Source organism: Vibrio sp. 2304 (genome assembly GCF_033339475.1).
Lineage (GTDB): Bacteria > Pseudomonadota > Gammaproteobacteria > Enterobacterales > Vibrionaceae > Vibrio > Vibrio alginolyticus.
On the sequence record NZ_JAWOUQ010000013.1, the window covers coordinates 38,259 to 54,133 of the forward strand.

At 43.7% G+C, this 15,875-nt stretch carries 14 protein-coding genes and 2 tRNA genes; 6 read left to right on the top strand and 10 right to left on the bottom strand.

Going from position 1 to position 15,875, the window contains the following annotated elements; genetic code table 11:
* The first annotated feature begins 463 nt into the window (after positions 1 to 463).
* The 3 genes from R7P64_RS20280 (at position 464) to R7P64_RS20290 (ending at position 3,266) form a co-directional block, all read left to right on the top strand.
* On the top strand, positions 464 to 1,795 hold the full coding sequence (locus tag R7P64_RS20280) for a cytochrome ubiquinol oxidase subunit I (RefSeq protein WP_025766901.1): 1,332 nt from the start codon (positions 464 to 466) through the stop codon (positions 1,793 to 1,795).
* Positions 1,796 to 1,797: 2 nt separating this feature from the next.
* Entirely contained in the window at positions 1,798 to 2,790 is a 993-nt protein-coding gene (locus R7P64_RS20285; protein WP_318119140.1) for a cytochrome d ubiquinol oxidase subunit II, read from the top strand.
* Between the two features lie 347 nt (positions 2,791 to 3,137).
* Complete coding sequence (locus R7P64_RS20290) at positions 3,138 to 3,266, top strand: hypothetical protein (protein ID WP_017635045.1); 129 nt, start codon at positions 3,138 to 3,140, stop codon at positions 3,264 to 3,266.
* 273 nt (positions 3,267 to 3,539) lie between these two features.
* Here the strand turns inward: R7P64_RS20290 and R7P64_RS20295 are convergent.
* Both R7P64_RS20295 and R7P64_RS20300 read right to left on the bottom strand, forming a co-directional pair.
* Positions 3,540 to 3,614 (bottom strand) — tRNA-OTHER (locus tag R7P64_RS20295).
* 484 nt (positions 3,615 to 4,098) lie between these two features.
* Positions 4,099 to 4,464, bottom strand: a complete 366-nt coding sequence (locus R7P64_RS20300) for a hypothetical protein (protein WP_029848594.1) — start codon at positions 4,462 to 4,464, stop codon at positions 4,099 to 4,101.
* Between the two features lie 246 nt (positions 4,465 to 4,710).
* On the opposite strand from R7P64_RS20300, the gene R7P64_RS20305 reads away from it, so the two are divergent.
* Together R7P64_RS20305 and R7P64_RS20310 are read left to right on the top strand one after the other, a co-directional pair.
* Positions 4,711 to 5,265 (top strand): recombinase family protein, encoded by a 555-nt coding sequence (locus R7P64_RS20305; RefSeq protein ID WP_078581159.1) that lies wholly within the window; start codon positions 4,711 to 4,713, stop codon positions 5,263 to 5,265.
* 191 nt (positions 5,266 to 5,456) lie between these two features.
* Complete coding sequence (locus tag R7P64_RS20310) at positions 5,457 to 6,395, top strand: hypothetical protein (RefSeq protein ID WP_234702563.1); 939 nt, start codon at positions 5,457 to 5,459, stop codon at positions 6,393 to 6,395.
* A 127-nt stretch (positions 6,396 to 6,522) separates the two neighbouring features.
* On the opposite strand, the gene R7P64_RS20315 is transcribed toward R7P64_RS20310, so the two are convergent.
* The 4 genes from R7P64_RS20315 to R7P64_RS20330 form a co-directional block, all read right to left on the bottom strand.
* Positions 6,523 to 8,226 (bottom strand): site-specific integrase, encoded by a 1,704-nt coding sequence (locus R7P64_RS20315; RefSeq protein WP_005390782.1) that lies wholly within the window; start codon positions 8,224 to 8,226, stop codon positions 6,523 to 6,525.
* A 93-nt stretch (positions 8,227 to 8,319) separates the two neighbouring features.
* Positions 8,320 to 8,407: transfer RNA gene (locus R7P64_RS20320), tRNA-Ser, on the bottom strand.
* Between the two features lie 144 nt (positions 8,408 to 8,551).
* Complete coding sequence (locus tag R7P64_RS20325; protein WP_025766903.1) at positions 8,552 to 9,001, bottom strand: L-alanine exporter AlaE; 450 nt, start codon at positions 8,999 to 9,001, stop codon at positions 8,552 to 8,554.
* A 502-nt stretch (positions 9,002 to 9,503) separates the two neighbouring features.
* Positions 9,504 to 11,924, bottom strand: a complete 2,421-nt coding sequence (locus tag R7P64_RS20330) for a hybrid sensor histidine kinase/response regulator (RefSeq protein ID WP_047100819.1) — start codon at positions 11,922 to 11,924, stop codon at positions 9,504 to 9,506.
* Positions 11,925 to 11,975: 51 nt separating this feature from the next.
* Between R7P64_RS20330 and R7P64_RS20335 the strand changes: the two genes are divergently transcribed.
* On the top strand, positions 11,976 to 12,587 hold the full coding sequence (locus tag R7P64_RS20335) for a YecA family protein (protein WP_005378278.1): 612 nt from the start codon (positions 11,976 to 11,978) through the stop codon (positions 12,585 to 12,587).
* Positions 12,588 to 12,660: 73 nt separating this feature from the next.
* Here the strand turns inward: R7P64_RS20335 and R7P64_RS20340 are convergent, their stop codons facing one another.
* Genes R7P64_RS20340 through R7P64_RS20355 form a run of 4 tightly spaced genes read right to left on the bottom strand, consistent with a single transcriptional unit; the run spans position 12,661 to position 15,873 of the window.
* Complete coding sequence (locus R7P64_RS20340) at positions 12,661 to 13,827, bottom strand: glutathionylspermidine synthase family protein (protein WP_318119138.1); 1,167 nt, start codon at positions 13,825 to 13,827, stop codon at positions 12,661 to 12,663.
* Between the two features lie 8 nt (positions 13,828 to 13,835).
* Positions 13,836 to 14,405 carry a DUF1190 domain-containing protein gene (locus R7P64_RS20345; RefSeq protein ID WP_025766906.1) on the bottom strand — a complete coding sequence of 190 codons (570 nt, stop codon included), beginning with the start codon at positions 14,403 to 14,405 and terminating at the stop codon, positions 13,836 to 13,838.
* A gap of 8 nt (positions 14,406 to 14,413) precedes the next feature.
* Positions 14,414 to 14,830, bottom strand: a complete 417-nt coding sequence (locus tag R7P64_RS20350; RefSeq protein WP_005378281.1) for a DUF350 domain-containing protein — start codon at positions 14,828 to 14,830, stop codon at positions 14,414 to 14,416.
* Positions 14,830 to 15,873 (bottom strand): potassium channel protein, encoded by a 1,044-nt coding sequence (locus R7P64_RS20355; protein WP_017635053.1) that lies wholly within the window; start codon positions 15,871 to 15,873, stop codon positions 14,830 to 14,832. The genes R7P64_RS20350 and R7P64_RS20355 overlap by 1 nt, the downstream gene beginning before the upstream one ends.
* Positions 15,874 to 15,875: the final 2 nt, after the last annotated feature.

Here is a 15,875-nt window from a genome sequence, read left to right on the forward strand (position 1 = left end):
GATGCATATGTCATTAGCGGTGCAATTTTAAGTTTATCAATTAGCTAAAGTTTCCCACCTTAACTGTCAGTAAGCTTGCTGTGTTTGAGACGATCTCGACATGACTAGTGTATAAATAGTATGGAGGTTCAAAGTGAAGGCAAGGCAAATTTCCTTACTAAAAATATTGTTTCTGTAATTTTATTTCAGGATTATCGAAACCATCATAAGGATAATTCGAACTAATCTTAATCCATGCTCCTTCAGTTACATTTGCTTTCTTTTACTCACTTCTCGCGACTATTAGTGGCATTTTGAGACAATTTCCTACACTCCTTTCTTTGTCTTAGTTGATATAAATCATTGTTAGAAGAAAACAGAATCACCTGTATTTCTCGATACATAAATCCAAACTGCCCGACTTTTCGTAACTAAATTACAGATAGACACGATTTTTAGTATGGCACGTTTTTGAGGAACCAAGATGTTAGATACCCTCATGCTGTCGCGGATCCAGTTCGCGGCCAATATCAGCTTTCACATTCTCTTCCCGACCATCACCATCGCGTTGGCATGGATGTTGGTGTTTTTCAAGTGGCGATATAACCGCACACAAGCCCCCGTATGGCTCGATGTTTATTACTTCTGGGTCAAGGTATTCGCTCTCACTTTCGCCTTGGGTGTGGTATCCGGCATTACGATGAGTTTCCAGTTTGGTACCAACTGGCCAGGCTTTATGGAACGAGTCGGAAACGTAGCTGGACCATTGCTCGGATACGAAGTGATGACCGCCTTCTTTATGGAAGCCACCTTCCTGGGTGTAATGCTTTTTGGACGAGGACGAGTACCGGAATGGGTTCATACTCTCGCCACAGTTCTGGTTGCTGTTGGGACAAGTATGTCCGCATTTTGGATTCTGGTGCTTAACAGCTGGATGCACACACCAAGTGGCTATGAAGTGATTGACGGCATTGTTCATGTGACCAGTTGGAAGGAAGTCATTTTCAATCCTTCTTTACCTTACCGTCTTCTGCACACGCTATTAGCATCGGCGCTGACTGCCAGCTTCTTGATTGCGGGTATCTCGGCTTATCAAATAATGAAAAAGTCAGATCACCGCTCAGCCAAACTTGGCCTAAAAGTCGCGTTGTTCGCGGCGGCTGGGTTCATCCCGGTACAAATCTTTGTCGGTGACCTTCACGGGTTAAACACGCTTGAACATCAACCTGCAAAAATTGCAGCGATGGAAGGTGTGTGGGAGACCGAGCAAGGCGCACCTCTTCTACTATTTGCGATGCCAAATGAAGAAACTCGCAGCAATGATTTTGAAGTGGGCATCCCTAAGTTGGCGAGTTTGATTCTTACGCATGACTTAGACGGGGAAATCCAGGGACTTAACGAGTTTGCGCCTGACCACCCGCCAGTGAAGCCCTTGTTCTTTGGTTTCCGCGTGATGGTTGGTGTGGGCGTCCTTATGCTGCTGGTTAGCTGGTATGGCGCGGTGAAGCTAGCACGCAAAAAAACGCTACCTAAACCTTACCTATACACAGTATTAGCCATGACGTTCTCCGGTTGGATAGCCACACTAGCGGGTTGGTATGTTACTGAGATTGGTCGGCAGCCTTGGCTCGTCAGCGGTGTATTGCGAACATCCGAAGCCGTCACCACGGTTGCGAGCAGTAGCGTGATGACTTCGCTCATTATGTACTTAGCCATTTACGCTGCATTGCTGGTTGCGTACATCCATACCCTGTTCTATTTGGCGCGCAAAGACGTTGCAGCCCATGAAGTCCCACTGACACAACAAGAGGCCTAATCATGCTCGACTATCTACCAGAAATTTACCTTCTGCTGCTTGGCTTCTCGGTCTTTATGTATGCCGTGCTCGACGGCTACGACCTTGGCGTCGGTATCCTGTTGCCAAGTGATAATGAAGCGCAACGTGACCGAATGATAGCATCTATCGGCCCTTTCTGGGACGCGAATGAAACGTGGTTGGTGTTAGCCGTCGGTATTCTGCTGATTGCCTTTCCTACCGCTCATAGCTTGATTTTGACGGAGCTTTATATGCCGACCGCCATCATGCTTATCGCACTGATCATGCGTGGCGTGGCATTCGACTTCCGAGCCAAAGCCAACTCGGATCATAAGCTTCATTGGGATTGGTGCTTCCGAATTGGCTCGCTAATCACCGCACTAACTCAGGGTTACATGGTGGGTCGTTACATCATGGGGTTTGAGCAATCAACCGAAGCATTTGGCTTTGCATGGTTAAGCGCACTTTGTGTAACAGCGGCGTACGTTTACATCGGTGGCGCATGGTTGGTACTGAAAACGGAAGGTGATTTGCAAATACGTTCGGCGCGTTGGTCTCGCCGTGCTGGTTGGTTAGCGGCTCTGGGTATCTTGGTAGTGAGTGTTGTAAACCCAATTGTAAATCAACAAGTTGCCTTGCGTTGGTTCAGCTTCCCAGAAATCTTGTTGCTTGCCCCAGTTCCGCTGATTGTGTTTGCGACCATCTTCCTCGTTGATCGCTATTTGCGTCAGGTTCCAATGGTGAATGATCTGGGTGTGCGCTGGCCTTTCTTTGGTGTCACCGTCATTTTCGCGTTGAGCTTTCTTGGTCTTGCGTATAGCTTCTTCCCAGAAGTTGTGCCGGGGTTGATGACCGCACAACAAGCGGCCTCCTCACCTGCGACATTAATAATCGTGGGCTACGGTGTGATGATTGTTATGCCGGTGATATTGCTTTACACCTTTGTGGTATACCGGATCTTCAAAGGCAAAGCGACAGAACTTAGCTACAAGTAGGAAGGTAATTCCTCAACAAAGCGCCGCTGCTCATGCGGCGTTTTTTTGCAGTACTCACGACAAAAGTATCTACCCAAGGCGACTGAGTGGGAACGCTGAGAGAATGTAGCGGCAGCCAGTAGTTTGTTCCTAACTAGAACGAGATAACCGTTTCTCAACTATAGCGATACAGGCACAAAAACAGAAAGAACATTTGATGTTACAAAAGGTAGACCGCCACTTTAAAACGCTTTGAGTATTTTTTGCGCTCAATGAGGTACAAGTATACTTATGCTTTTTATGACTTGTGAACACTCAATTGCATGTTATGTTGCTGTTGAAATCGTACATGAAATAAGGACAAGAACATGAAGATAAGATGCAAAACGACGCAAAGCATTGAAAAATTTAACCCTGATGACCTCAATCCAAACACAGATCTCTTTGGTATGATTGCTGTTGTATTCGTGTTCATGGCTGTTTTGCTTAGCATCTAGTAGCAATACGTTCATTCTTGTGGCCGTATTCATACCTCATGTGATATGGGTGCTAAATTCTAGATTAAAGCGGATGTGCTAACCCGCACCAATCAGATTATGGCTGCCTCTGTATAGCATCTTCAATTTTGGCGTTGTATAGAGGTGAGATGTGAATAGTTGGCTTGTAGATAGAATGGCGCTTGCACCTTGAGCACTCTTGTGTACTTTCAATGACGCATTACTTTAGTGCAGATATGAAAAAAGGCCTGATAAATCAGACCTTTTAGAATGTGGCGGTGAGTGAGAGATTCGAACTCTCGATTGCTAGCTACCAAGTTTAAAACATTTAAAATCAACCACTTAAATATATACAACTTCCATTGTTTGTACCAGTTTTTTGTACCTTTTCCTAGACACTCTCAATCGTGATTCCAAACAGGAATACACTTGGTAAATCGACTCCTACAGTAAACATGATGTGAGTGGGCAGCTACCAACCACTACAATGATACTCAGACATACGTAACGCTGGTTATTGAATTTACAATTTAGAATTTTTTTTCATAGAGTTACAAAACTACAGAGAAATAAACAGGACAGTAAATTGCTCAGATAAGAAGTGGAATAATAATGCGTACCGGAAAGGCTATTCTGATAGAAGACTTCATCCTTACAGGAGTTTGGCGAAGCGGTATTAAGAACTATAAGAGCACACTCTGCTCTATGGTTGTGAAGTGGTTGAATCAATATGGGACGCGGAGAGAATCACCACGAGGGATTGGTTAAGCTAAGGTTCATTTACAAAAATATTGGGGAGTACTCAACACACTCCCCATGATATCGCAGCTAATTAACTACTCCAGTTCTCACAACCAGATTTAGACTTGTCGATCACTAAGTCTCCCTCAACCTTGTATGAGATGAAACCCACAAGGAATGAAAAGAACTCTGAATCAGCGGTAACGTCTGTTAGACCTACTGCACATGTATCATTTTCAATCGCTTTATCAGCAGCCTCTTTAACGCTAGGAACACCTAAAGGAACAATGATAATAGGCTTTGCATCCTCACCAGTTACACGAGGGCCTTTGACAAATTCACCGCCATTTAGGTCGACATTTTTGGTCGATGCCAGTGTGAAATCCGCAACACGCTGAGCACAACCCGTAGACAGCAGTGAACCGGCGATAGCAATAGACAATAGTACTTTTTTCATTTCCAGCCTCTGTTGTTATTAATTTTTTGGGGGGCGGATTATTACATATCATTTGAATTATGTAAGTAACCCACTGAACTGATTGAGTAATATCTAGACGCCTTGTGTGTATATTGCTCAACATACCCATTAGGTATACCCAAACGACTACGGTCAAACCTTGATCAAACAGTACCGATTAGGGTTGAATTAAAATTGTGACCACAATAAAATTTCTAACATCTTAGAGTTAAACGGGTACACCTAATGGCACACATAGCTTATCTACGTGTTTCGACCACAGACCAAAATACAGACCGTCAACTTACAGATTCTGGTATCACCTTTGATAAGAGCTTTACAGATAAATGCAGTGGCGGTTCAACTAAACGACCAGCATTAGAAGCTCTTAAAGACTACGTTCGAGAAGGAGATACAATCCACGTTCATAGCATCGACCGCCTAGCTCGTAATTTGGTTGATTTGAAGCAACTAATAAACGACTGGACTAGCCAAGATGTTAGCGTGAGATTCCACAAGGAAAACCTAAGCTTTAATGCTGGTGGAAGTGATCATATGTCTGAGCTCATGCTGAACATGCTAGGAGCTGTAGCTCAATTCGAGTTAGCAATGATTCAGGAAAGACGTCAGGAAGGCATTGAGAAAGCTAAAGCAGCAGGGAAATATAAAGGTAGACCAACTAACACAACTAACCACCAGCGTATCGCTGAGCTACGCTCACAAGGTTTTTCCTTGAGAAAGATTGCCTCCGAAATAGGAGTCTCCTTATCCACAGTCCAAAGAGCCTTAGCAAAGACTTAGTACACCGTAATTACCAAAAAAATGAAGTTTTATAAATCCCATTTTGTGTGTGCGTAACGGTACGCCGCAATCGTATTCGATATGTATTACCCCGAACCCTCCCCCCTCCTAGGGTTCCAATCAAACCAAAAAGAGAAACATTAATAATCAGTCATAGACCTACAGGTACATAACACACTATGAATCAATTCATGGCAGATAGCAGATTTGCGTATTTAGACCCTCGAACTCTCATACTCGATCCCGCGATGCAAGCCCGTGACGTTGAACTCATAAAAGACAAACGAGAACGTTCAGCGCAAGAGATTAAGCAAGAGAGCCAAAGTAAGGAGATTCTTGAAGACCTTCGTAATGGACAGCCTATAAGGCAACCTATCACTGTTTTTGTGATTGATGACAAGTATTACGTAGTGGATGGTTTCCACCGCACTGGAGCTTGTTTGAAGTACCTTGAAGAAAACCCTGATGCTGAATTAATGATTAACTCGTTGATCATAGAAAACCGTACCTACGCTGAGGCATTCTCAGCAGCCCAAGATGTCAACCAAGCACATGGGGTTGGAGTTACTAAAGATGAAGCAACGCAAGCTAAGTTTCGCAAGCTAATTGTTAACCGAGAGTTTGGCCTAAGCGTCTCTCAAATAGAGGAGCTTGTTGGGTGTAGCCGTGGTCAAGCTGGACACATCGCTAACGGCTTAAAAGCTTGCAAAGAAGCATTAGGGAATGACATCGAGATGAACGACTTAGAGAGCTTTGTTGAAAACCTCAAGTTTGGCTTGGAGTCACGTTATTACCTACCCCAAAGCTGTTGGGACTCTAAGGGTTTCCCGAAGATTAGACGACTCTCAGATGCTTTTAAGGGTAAGGAGTATGTGCCTGACAAAGATGATGAGCAGTGGGAGCAAAAGCAAATTAAAGACGTCTCAAAGAGCATCAGCCGCCTCGTTGAGTTCTTTGGAGAGGATATCTTCAGGGAAGGCTTAAGGAAGTTCACTAGGGGCTCTCAACTAGGTATCTCGATATCTCAACGGAGTAAGTGGCTGGAAAAAGCTGGGACTATCGAAGGAAGTATTCAAGATAAAAATAGTGGAAATAAAGCCCCTAACGTAACAGAAAACTACGAGTTATAGAAATGACATTGTGAGCTCGTAAGCCTTATCCCACAAGGCCTACGGGCTAATTCAAACCAAAGTGTACACGTGTGTACAGTGGGGAGACTTTAGGTGTACACAACAGTGTAAAGACACTAACTAAAAGCTACCAAAGACGTTGGACAGCCAACCTAGGCAAACAGTCTATTGCTTTCTTCTTAGCCTTCATATCAACCGTACCGTATGCTGCTCCGATATTAGCCGGAGCGTGACCAGTGATAGCATCACTAACAGAATCAACCACTCCTAGGCCACGCAAAGCTGTTCTCAAAGAGTGTCTAAACGAGTGTGATGGCTGCTTGGTTATACCTAACGTCTTGACTTGTTTACTCCACCACTTACCAATAGCACCAGACCTTTTACCGTGTTTGTTTGGCTTGTGCTCAGGGAATAAAAACTCTCCACAGGACGCCACATAATCCAAAAAGCCCAAATCAATGAGATGATCATGAATCGGTACTTGTCGAACTGACTTAACGTTTTTTACGTTCTGCTCTTCACCCTCACGAACATAAATAAAATGAATACCTTCGTCTGACTGTTGTATATCTGACCTTCTAAGTTGAACCATTTCTTCAATCCGAGAGCCCGTATACCTGCATAGAAGTGGTACCCAATAACAAGCCATGCCATAAGGCTTATTAGCAGTAGCGTCAGTGAATATATCAAACTGAAATAACTGGTTGATCTCACTAGGGCTAAAGCCTTTAGCTTCGGCAACCGCTGACTTATTCTGCACTTTAGGAAGTGTTACACCTTTGTATGGGTTGACGTCTATCAGACCAAGCTCAACAGCATAGCCAAATACAGGAGAAGTCTTTCTGAGAATAGTCTTAACGGTTGAAGGAGCTATTGTTTCGAGCCCCTTTGTCTTAACAAGCTCAAGCTGCTCAGGTACTGATTTGTTTCTAATTTCTTTAGCTTTAGACTTAGGTAATTGTAACAGGGTATCTTTGTATTTTGAGATATGACCTCTGGTTACATCAGCAACGTCTAGATCCCCTATTATCTCTATAAGACGCTCTATCTGAGACTCAACCTCTGCCAAGGATTGAGAAGCTTTGCCATTAATAGATGCAGACTCAAGGTAACGCTTCAATAGGCTCGAAATGGAGTTCTGAGATGGTTTCAAAACCCTAGACGGTATCTTATCAGGCTTAGACACTGAAATGGGCTCACTAGCGATTGAACTGGTCACTGGCTCATACCCAAAGTCTCGCTTGTGACGAGCCAAGCAGAGAGACTCAACTCGACGGGCGTAATCATAAAAGGCACAGACCAAACGTCTATATGAAGCGCTTGTCTCACATACAACTAAACCTTCTATTTTTAGCTGCTCCTCAATGAAGTCTTTAAAACCTTCCAAAAGCTCTTGGTATTCCTCTTCAGTAGCTTTTGACGCATCTAGACCACTAAACTCAAATGTGTCAGACAAGCCGAATACGTGGAGACGCTTATCGCCCTCAACGCCATACCATTCATATCGAAGATAGCAATCATAGTTACCATTACCATCAACCTCATCTTTAACACGCAGATACCAACGCTCGGCAATGATCGCGCAATCACGGACATTAAGCTCAATATCAGATGAATTAGATAGCTTTAAATTAGCGAAGTCGATTTGCTTGAGCGCATCATCAAGATGCTGAGGAAATCGCTGCTTTGCTTCAGAAAGGTTTTTCGTTTGAAGAGATTTCTTGAAGACTGTCTTACCGATTATAGGAACCAGCTTTTTTGGGACAGCCATTCTAAAGTAGTAAACACCAGTTTGAGGATGCTTATAAGGACTTGCCATGATGTTCGACATTGTACCTACTCTTTGTACCAGTAGGCAGCTTACATTAAAACACCAAACCCCTGTATTATAAGAAGTTCTTACACTACAAGGGCTTATAGAATGTGGCGGTGAGTGAGAGATTCGAACTCTCGATACGTTGCCGTATACACACTTTCCAGGCGTGCTCCTTCAGCCACTCGGACAACTCACCGAATCAAATTTTGGTTAGCATCATTGGCTAACGAGGCGCTAATTTAATGATTATGTGCCTGATGGTCAAGGCTAAACATAAAAAAAAGCGCCCTTTTCGAATCGATTGCTCACTAAGTAACTAAATTGAGCAAAACTGGGGCATTTACATGCTTTGAGAATAACCGGGAACACGGAACCAACGGCGGCACATGTCCAAGAAGTACCCATACAACACACCCATGCCACAAGAAATAACAGCGTTACTTGCCACTGCGGTCACAATTTGATCTGTAGACGCGCCAACTGCGAATAAAATACCCGCATAAACTGGAGATTGAAATAGTACATAAGCGACCAGATCAGAGATGTTCTTCATAAAGGAAGACGGTGACACCTTACTACCTTGATGCAGCATCCAATCACGAAAAACCCCATACGGCCAAGCAATGGCGATATTCACTGGAATCGATAGCGTACGCGATGCTAGAGATTGCTCAAATGTCATCCCTGAAATCAAAATCTCGACAATCATCCCTGTGATAAAGCAAAAAACAACCATAGCAAAGGTATCCGCTGCGGCGTGACGAATACAAAATGGTCCACGAGACTTCATTTACAAAACCCTTAAAATCAAACACTGCAATTAATAAAAATAATAAAACTATTAACCACTAAAAAGACATCAAGCCAGTTAATGATGCAATTAGAACACACAAAAACTAGCTTATGGCTCTGTATTTAAAATTAAGTTGTAAATTTATAACCAACTTTTAAAGTAAAAGTAGTTTTTTTCACCAATGGCGAGTAAAAACGCCTAAAATTACGTAAAAATGGTACAAAAACACGGATTTCACTTACATAAAAAGGGGTTACGATAATTATTTTGACGTAAAGTTAGAACAAAACTCGGACTGTAAACAGTCACTCCTATAGCTTATGCTACCAAGCTGCGAAAATTCAGAGTATTACCGATATAATCACAGTAGAAGGTCTTGCTGCTTTACTCGTAAAAGTAAAACTGCAAGCCTGTTCATTGCAGGTTAGAAGAGTTTGTGACGACGCTGGATGACGTATGAATAGTAAGAACAATTCACAGTTGCGCCATATTGATTCAGTTATGGTGAGGCCAGCAAAATCGTTAATGTATCGATATCATCTTGGTCCGGGGATTGCTGACGCTTTAAGTTACTTCTTATCCGTTCGGCGACTGAAGAAACGTCGCCACTGAGTTCAAGGGGAGCCTCCGCAATGATCGCTGAAATAGCCTCAAGTGCTTCATTAAGATGTCCATTATCTAGAGCGACATAGAAGTTGAGTAACCACTTTTCAGCATTAAAGCTATCTGCTGCATTTCCATCAAAGTCCGATTGGTACTGATATAACTGTGTCGCATGAAGATACAGTGCATCATTTAATTCAGACTCCACTATTGGCTTCGCTATTATGTGGTCTGCTCCTACATTAATCATACGCTCTTGTGTTTCTTTGAACACATCCGCTGTACAGCCAAAAATCAGTACCGACTTAGCAGGTGAACTCATTGCTCGAATGGCTGATATGGCCCCAACGCCATCTAGAACAGGCATATGATTATCCATCAGTATCAAATCAAATGGTTTGATCGCAACCTCATCGACTGCAAGCTGACCATTTTCGACACTTGTGCACTCAAAGCCCTTGGCTCGGAGGAAAGTTTCCATAATGATCGCATTTGTTCGGTTGTCTTCAACAATGAGTGCTTTCAACCCTTTACAGTTCAATTTATGTGTATTGATTGACTCTACTTTACCCGGCTTGCAAGGTGTAAGGGCAATTTCGACAGTAAAAGTCGTTCCAGCGTCCTCCTGACTCTCTACAACCACTTGCCCACCCATATGTTCCGCGATTTCTTTGACTATTGCTAAACCAAGCCCTGTACCACCAAACCGTCTAGTCGTTGATGACTCTGCTTGCTCAAAAGGACGAAAAATGCGTTTTTGTGCCTCTTTTGAAATACCAATCCCTGTATCTTTTACCTTTAGTATCAGCTTGGTGCCAGCCTTACTCGATTTCTCGGCTAGCTCTACCTCTACGATGCCACGATCGGTGAACTTAACAGCGTTATTGAGTAGATTGAACAGTACTTGACGCAAACGGGCTTTGTCATTGTTGTACCAACGACCCGTTGGTAAATGCGAGACTACTCTAAAGCGAAGACCTTTTTCTGCACATAGCGTTTGATAAACACTCTTGATACTGCCGATAATCGACTCAATTGGGAAAGGCTTATTTTCAAACTCAACATGCCCTTGTTCAATTTTTGAGTAATCTAAAATCTCATTGAGTAATGTCATCATGTGATCACCTGAATCATAAAGTGTTCTCAGGTGCTTACGCTGCTCATCGGTAAGTGGTGTTTTTAACAGTATCTGGGCAGTTCCTAGTACACCGTTCATTGGTGTGCGAATCTCGTGGGACAATGTGGCTAAGAATGCCGTTTTAGCGTTTGTCGAAGCCTGAGCTTTTATTCTCTCCTGCTCTAAATAGATCGTCTTTTCATTGAACTTCTCGATAAGCTGTCCGATTTCGTCATCGCTATCGTAGTCAATATCTATGATCCCACCAGTTTTCGAGTCATCAATCTTAGCGGCAATGCGAACAATTGGTTCAACAATATAGCGATTCAGTAAGTAGTAACCGACCAAGACACACAAGAGCAAAAATGGAATGATCCTCCCCTCAACGCTCATCACTTGTTCAAACACTTGATCAGCGACTTTAGCTTTTGCGTTGACAACTTCCATGCGCCAATCGAACTCTCCGAAATCAAGCTCGCTGACATAAATTTCGTCCGTCAGTTGAAAGTTGTGCTCAATAATCACGTTTGAGTCAGCATCGCGAACCACTACCCCTAAAGAATGCTGGTTCGTGTGCTCTCGAATAAACTGAAAAAGTGCATCAAGTGATAGGTCTACCGTTACAACTCCAGCGAATCGACCGTTTTGGTAATATGGAGAAGATGCGGTAATCATCTGGACCTGAGTAAAGGTATCGATGTAAACCGTAGACCAACTAACAGAACCTACCGGAGCATCGGCGGCAGCGACATACCAGGGTTCATTATCATAACCGCCAGATTCGGGGTTATTGTAGGAGTGAATTTGGTCAATACCACTATCACTGTTTTTATTGAAGAATAGACTTTTATATCTCCATTGTTCTGCTTTGAGTTCGGGTTTAGGCCATACGCCACCACTAACAAGCATCTTGTCACTCAATTGAAGAATATGTGGAATTATTGTGTTGAGAGATTGAATATTTTCAGTCCCTTGGGCTAGCCCTACTAAGCTGCTCAATACACCTGTAGAACTGAGGAGGGGCTCTTTTATCTCAAGAGCAAGGAGTTGGGTACGTAACTCTAGGTTTTGCTCTAGCTTTTGTCTAACCGGTGGCTCAACAACCAAATAGGCGACAGAACCAATCGTTGCGATAAAGAAACACAGGTACAGTGTCAGGGCGAGAATGCTTTTTTTTCTCAGTGATGAGCGAATTTCCATAGATGTGTGAATCATTCCCTAATATCGATTTATCACAAATTGATTGGTAAGATGAGCGCAATCAACCAGCCCATTAACAAATGGTATTCTATTTTGAAACTACAAGACATCCTTTCTCTCCCAGAACTTGACGGTAAACTACTAAACCTAGCAAAAACTCAAGGCTTTGTAACAGCGATGGCTGCAGCGCCAAACGTATTAATGCCTCAAGAGTGGTTGCCATTCTTATGGGGTGGAGAAGAAACAGCGCCATTTACTGACGGTGAACAACTAGAGCAGTACATTGACGAGATTGTACAAATGTGGAACCAAACTCGTCCCGCTCTCCTAGAAGGCACTTGGCAGTGGCCTGCAGGGTGCGCGCTAGATGAGCAAGACATTGTAACAAGTCAGGCTCGCGATTTCTGTGAAGGTGTATTACAAGGCTGGCAACTTGCGCGTGATGACTGGGAAACGTTGATGCCTGAGGATAGCGAAGATAATGCCCTACTCGGTGGTGTTTTACTTTCTCTTACTATGCTTTACGACCCAGAAACAACCATTGAAACATTGGCCGAACAAGGTATGGAAGGCTTAGAGCAGTTTGAGGAAATCTTCAACGCAATGCCAGTGATGTTATGTGGTCTTACTCAGCGCGGTGTTGCATTAGCTGAAGAACAATAGACGCAACGCTGTCGACCATCAAGATTGAACGACTGAATAGACAAAAAGCTCTCCAAATGGAGAGCTTTTTTGATCATGTTAAAATTACATGTGGAATATACCGCGCCATATCTTGAGTCACTAAGCTACTGTCTTCCCTAATCGAAATACCGGCAGCTCTATCATTGACCAACCAACTGCCAATTAACGTATGGTTTTGCCCAAACTTAGGTAGTGGATGGTATTGCTGGACGATATTGAATTTAGATTCATAAGGCCCTGACGTTTTAACAAAACGTTTTCCATCGATGACGATCTCGATGTTCGCGCCCTCTCGAGAAAATAGTGGCTTGATGACACAATCTCTCATAGTGTTCGCTTTTGAATCGTTAGCAAAATAAGCGGGCAAAAGGTTCGGGTGGTTAGGAAAACGCTCCCACAATAACGGTAAAAGTGCTTTATTGGATAGAATCGACTTCCACATCGGTTCTAACCAGTTTACGTTCGCAGTCGCTAAGTACTTCGCATATTCCTCTTCAAACATAAACTCCCAAGGGTAAAGCTTAAACATCCAACGAATCGCTCTGTCGTCAGCATCCACAAACAGACCATCTTCCGTCACTCCAATATCTTCGACATGCACGAATGCCGTTGCTAACCCTGCCTCTCGCGCGCAATCCTCTAAATACTGGACAGTCCCTTTATCTTCTTCAGTGTACTTGCAGCAGCTAAAGTGAAGTGTTTGTCCTGGTTGGTATTTTGCTATTTCGGCAAAGCGCTCGATCAAAAAGTCTTGAAGAATATTGAATTGATCCGCGCTCTGGTGAACTCGACCTTTATTTACAACATCTTCTAGCCACACCCACTGCCAAAAGCCAGTTTCAAACAAGCTGGTTGGCGTATCCGCATTGTTTTCCAGTAATTTTGCTGGCGAGGTCCCGTTGTACGCGAAATCCAGCCGCGAATAAAGCGAAGGTTCGCTTCGTCTCCATGAAGAAGCGACCTGCTCCCACATAGATTCAGGGAGCGCACATTGCGTCAGCAACCGCTCACTCCGAACGACTTCATCCACAATAGCCAGGCACATCTGATGCAGCTCTTCAGTGGGCGCTTCTATATCGCGCTCAATTTGCTCCAGCGTGAATTGATAGTAAGCACTCTCATCCCAATACGGTTGGTCATACATGGTATGGAAACCAAAACCAAACTGGCGTGCTAATTCACGCCAGTTTTCGCGCTCTTGTATTTCTCGTCGAAACATAGTGCTTTTTAACCGCCTCGACTGACCGACACCGCTTTACCAAACCCGCCTCGAGACATCGCCCTGCCAATGGTGCCGCCACCACGTTTATTAAGGCTATTCGTCGCAACTTTGGTCGGCTGATTTCGGTAGGAGCCAAAGAATTGTCCTGCTCCATTATAGAATTTGGATTTATAACGGTACATCGGCTCTGAGTAATAGCTCTTGTTATAACCTTTCAACCCGCTTAATGAGCGACTGTAAAAAAAACCGCCAAAGTTAGGTACATAAGCTCGGGAACTGGAACTGTAGTAACAATCATCCTCGTAGAAATCATTCTCGCATTCGAACTCGCTGCGGTAGCGAGGGGCATTTTGTTCGGCACGAGCTAAAGCTTCTTGGTATGCAATGTCACACTGTTCACTAAACTCAGGCGAGTTAGATTTACACTCATCGGCATCAGAAAAAATGTACCCTTCTGTTTTTGACTCGTACGTAGCAAAGAAGAAAATACCACCAAAGGCAGCAAAGGGAAGAATTTTCCCAAGCTTTAAGCTTTTGTCCATGGAAGAACGTTTAACGTTAGAACTCCGCTTCATCGTTCCTCCTAGTAGGTCATGCACGCGGCATTCAATACGCCAACCGAAACAGAAACTGCTGCTAATACGATACCGGCTGGCAGTTCATCTTTTTCGATACGCTCTGCCACTTTCGGAAGTAAAATAAAGCGTACAATTGCAAATGCGATAATTTGAGCAAGCATTGCGACAACGCCCCACACCATAAAATCGACGATATTGACCGAGTTTTTTGCCGCCCCCGAAATCGCGAGACAGTAACCAAGGAAAGCCCCACTTAGCGCAATCGCTGCTGCTGTATTTTGTTTTTCTTTAATCAGATGCCACTCATCGTATGGCGTCAACTTGACGTAGATGAACTTAAACGCCAATACAAAAATAATAGAAACAGAGAAATAGAGTAAAAAGTTTGGGAAGCCTGCTAACAGGCCGGCAATCATGTGCATTATTGTTCCTTGTTCATTTCTTTCCAGGCAAAATCTTCAATACGTTCATCTGCAATGTAAAACAGCTTGGTACTCGCGGGTACTTCAGCATCTAAATCTGGGTTGAGTTGAATACCATCGCCAATATCAAAAGCAATCAGCGTGGCATGATGGCGTCTTTTGAGAAAAACGAAGAGATTCTCAATAGTGGTGGCAGACTGACCCTCAGGATAAATAACTGAGTATTGCGTCATACCTCGTGTTGAAGCCAAAAGCTCCTGATGAAGCGCACTTGAGCCCGGGTCAACCGCCGCTTTTGCCAACATTTCTGCGCCAACAGCAGGTATGCATTCCGCTTTCGGGCAATGCTGACTTAGAAGTCGGCCTAGCGCTTCATCTTTAAAGTAAGCGACCAAATGAGCGGAAGGGTTTACAGATGCGCAGTATAGAGCGGCTGACAAGGTAATGTCGTCCGAGAGATTATCCACAATAATGCAAGCGGCTTCGGCAATATTGGCGTTTTTCATTTCTTGCGAATCGGTATAACTGGTCACTTTGATAAAACTGATTTCGCCAGGTAACGGGTTCTCTATTTCTGAACGGCTGCATAAAACAATCGGACGCTTTCCCTCTTCTTCATGTTGTAACATGCGAATAAGGTGCATCGTTCTCGATCCATTCCAGCCCAACAATACAATATGGTTTTCCACTCTTACTCTCCGTTTTCCTAAAATACCCGCTCGCCAATAGTCCATCGCTGCTCCAGCGACACGCCCCAATAATGCGGCGAATAAGCTCAAACCGCCGGGGATTACAAATAGTACGACAACCCATTTACCCAAATCTGTTACTGGAGAATGGTCGCCATAACCCACCGTACTCGCCGTAACCATGAGGTAATAGATAAAGTTAGCGAAACTGTCTGTTAATGCGGTTTCACCAGCGAGAACCAGCAGCCACCATGAAAGGCTCACATATAAGCCACTAAAGATGAGAAGGCTTCGGTTGCTCAATTTAAAAAGGTGTGAACTAAGCCACTTTTTAACTACTAACCACACCGCCATAA

Excerpts from the sequence above, each read along its gene's own strand:
- R7P64_RS20280 (WP_025766901.1), top strand. The coding sequence starts at position 464 with ATGTTAGATACCCTCATGCTGTCGCGGATCCAGTTCGCGGCCAATATC.
- R7P64_RS20285 (WP_318119140.1), top strand. The coding sequence starts at position 1,798 with ATGCTCGACTATCTACCAGAAATTTACCTTCTGCTGCTTGGCTTCTCG.
- R7P64_RS20290 (WP_017635045.1), top strand. The coding sequence starts at position 3,138 with ATGAAGATAAGATGCAAAACGACGCAAAGCATTGAAAAATTTAACCCT.
- R7P64_RS20300 (WP_029848594.1), bottom strand. The coding sequence starts at position 4,464 with ATGAAAAAAGTACTATTGTCTATTGCTATCGCCGGTTCACTGCTGTCT.
- R7P64_RS20305 (WP_078581159.1), top strand. The coding sequence starts at position 4,711 with ATGGCACACATAGCTTATCTACGTGTTTCGACCACAGACCAAAATACA.
- R7P64_RS20310 (WP_234702563.1), top strand. The coding sequence starts at position 5,457 with ATGGCAGATAGCAGATTTGCGTATTTAGACCCTCGAACTCTCATACTC.
- R7P64_RS20315 (WP_005390782.1), bottom strand. The coding sequence starts at position 8,226 with ATGTCGAACATCATGGCAAGTCCTTATAAGCATCCTCAAACTGGTGTT.
- R7P64_RS20325 (WP_025766903.1), bottom strand. The coding sequence starts at position 9,001 with ATGAAGTCTCGTGGACCATTTTGTATTCGTCACGCCGCAGCGGATACC.
- R7P64_RS20330 (WP_047100819.1), bottom strand. The coding sequence starts at position 11,924 with ATGGAAATTCGCTCATCACTGAGAAAAAAAAGCATTCTCGCCCTGACA.
- R7P64_RS20335 (WP_005378278.1), top strand. The coding sequence starts at position 11,976 with ATGAGCGCAATCAACCAGCCCATTAACAAATGGTATTCTATTTTGAAA.
- R7P64_RS20340 (WP_318119138.1), bottom strand. The coding sequence starts at position 13,827 with ATGTTTCGACGAGAAATACAAGAGCGCGAAAACTGGCGTGAATTAGCA.
- R7P64_RS20345 (WP_025766906.1), bottom strand. The coding sequence starts at position 14,405 with ATGAAGCGGAGTTCTAACGTTAAACGTTCTTCCATGGACAAAAGCTTA.
- R7P64_RS20350 (WP_005378281.1), bottom strand. The coding sequence starts at position 14,830 with ATGCACATGATTGCCGGCCTGTTAGCAGGCTTCCCAAACTTTTTACTC.
- R7P64_RS20355 (WP_017635053.1), bottom strand. The coding sequence starts at position 15,873 with ATGGCGGTGTGGTTAGTAGTTAAAAAGTGGCTTAGTTCACACCTTTTT.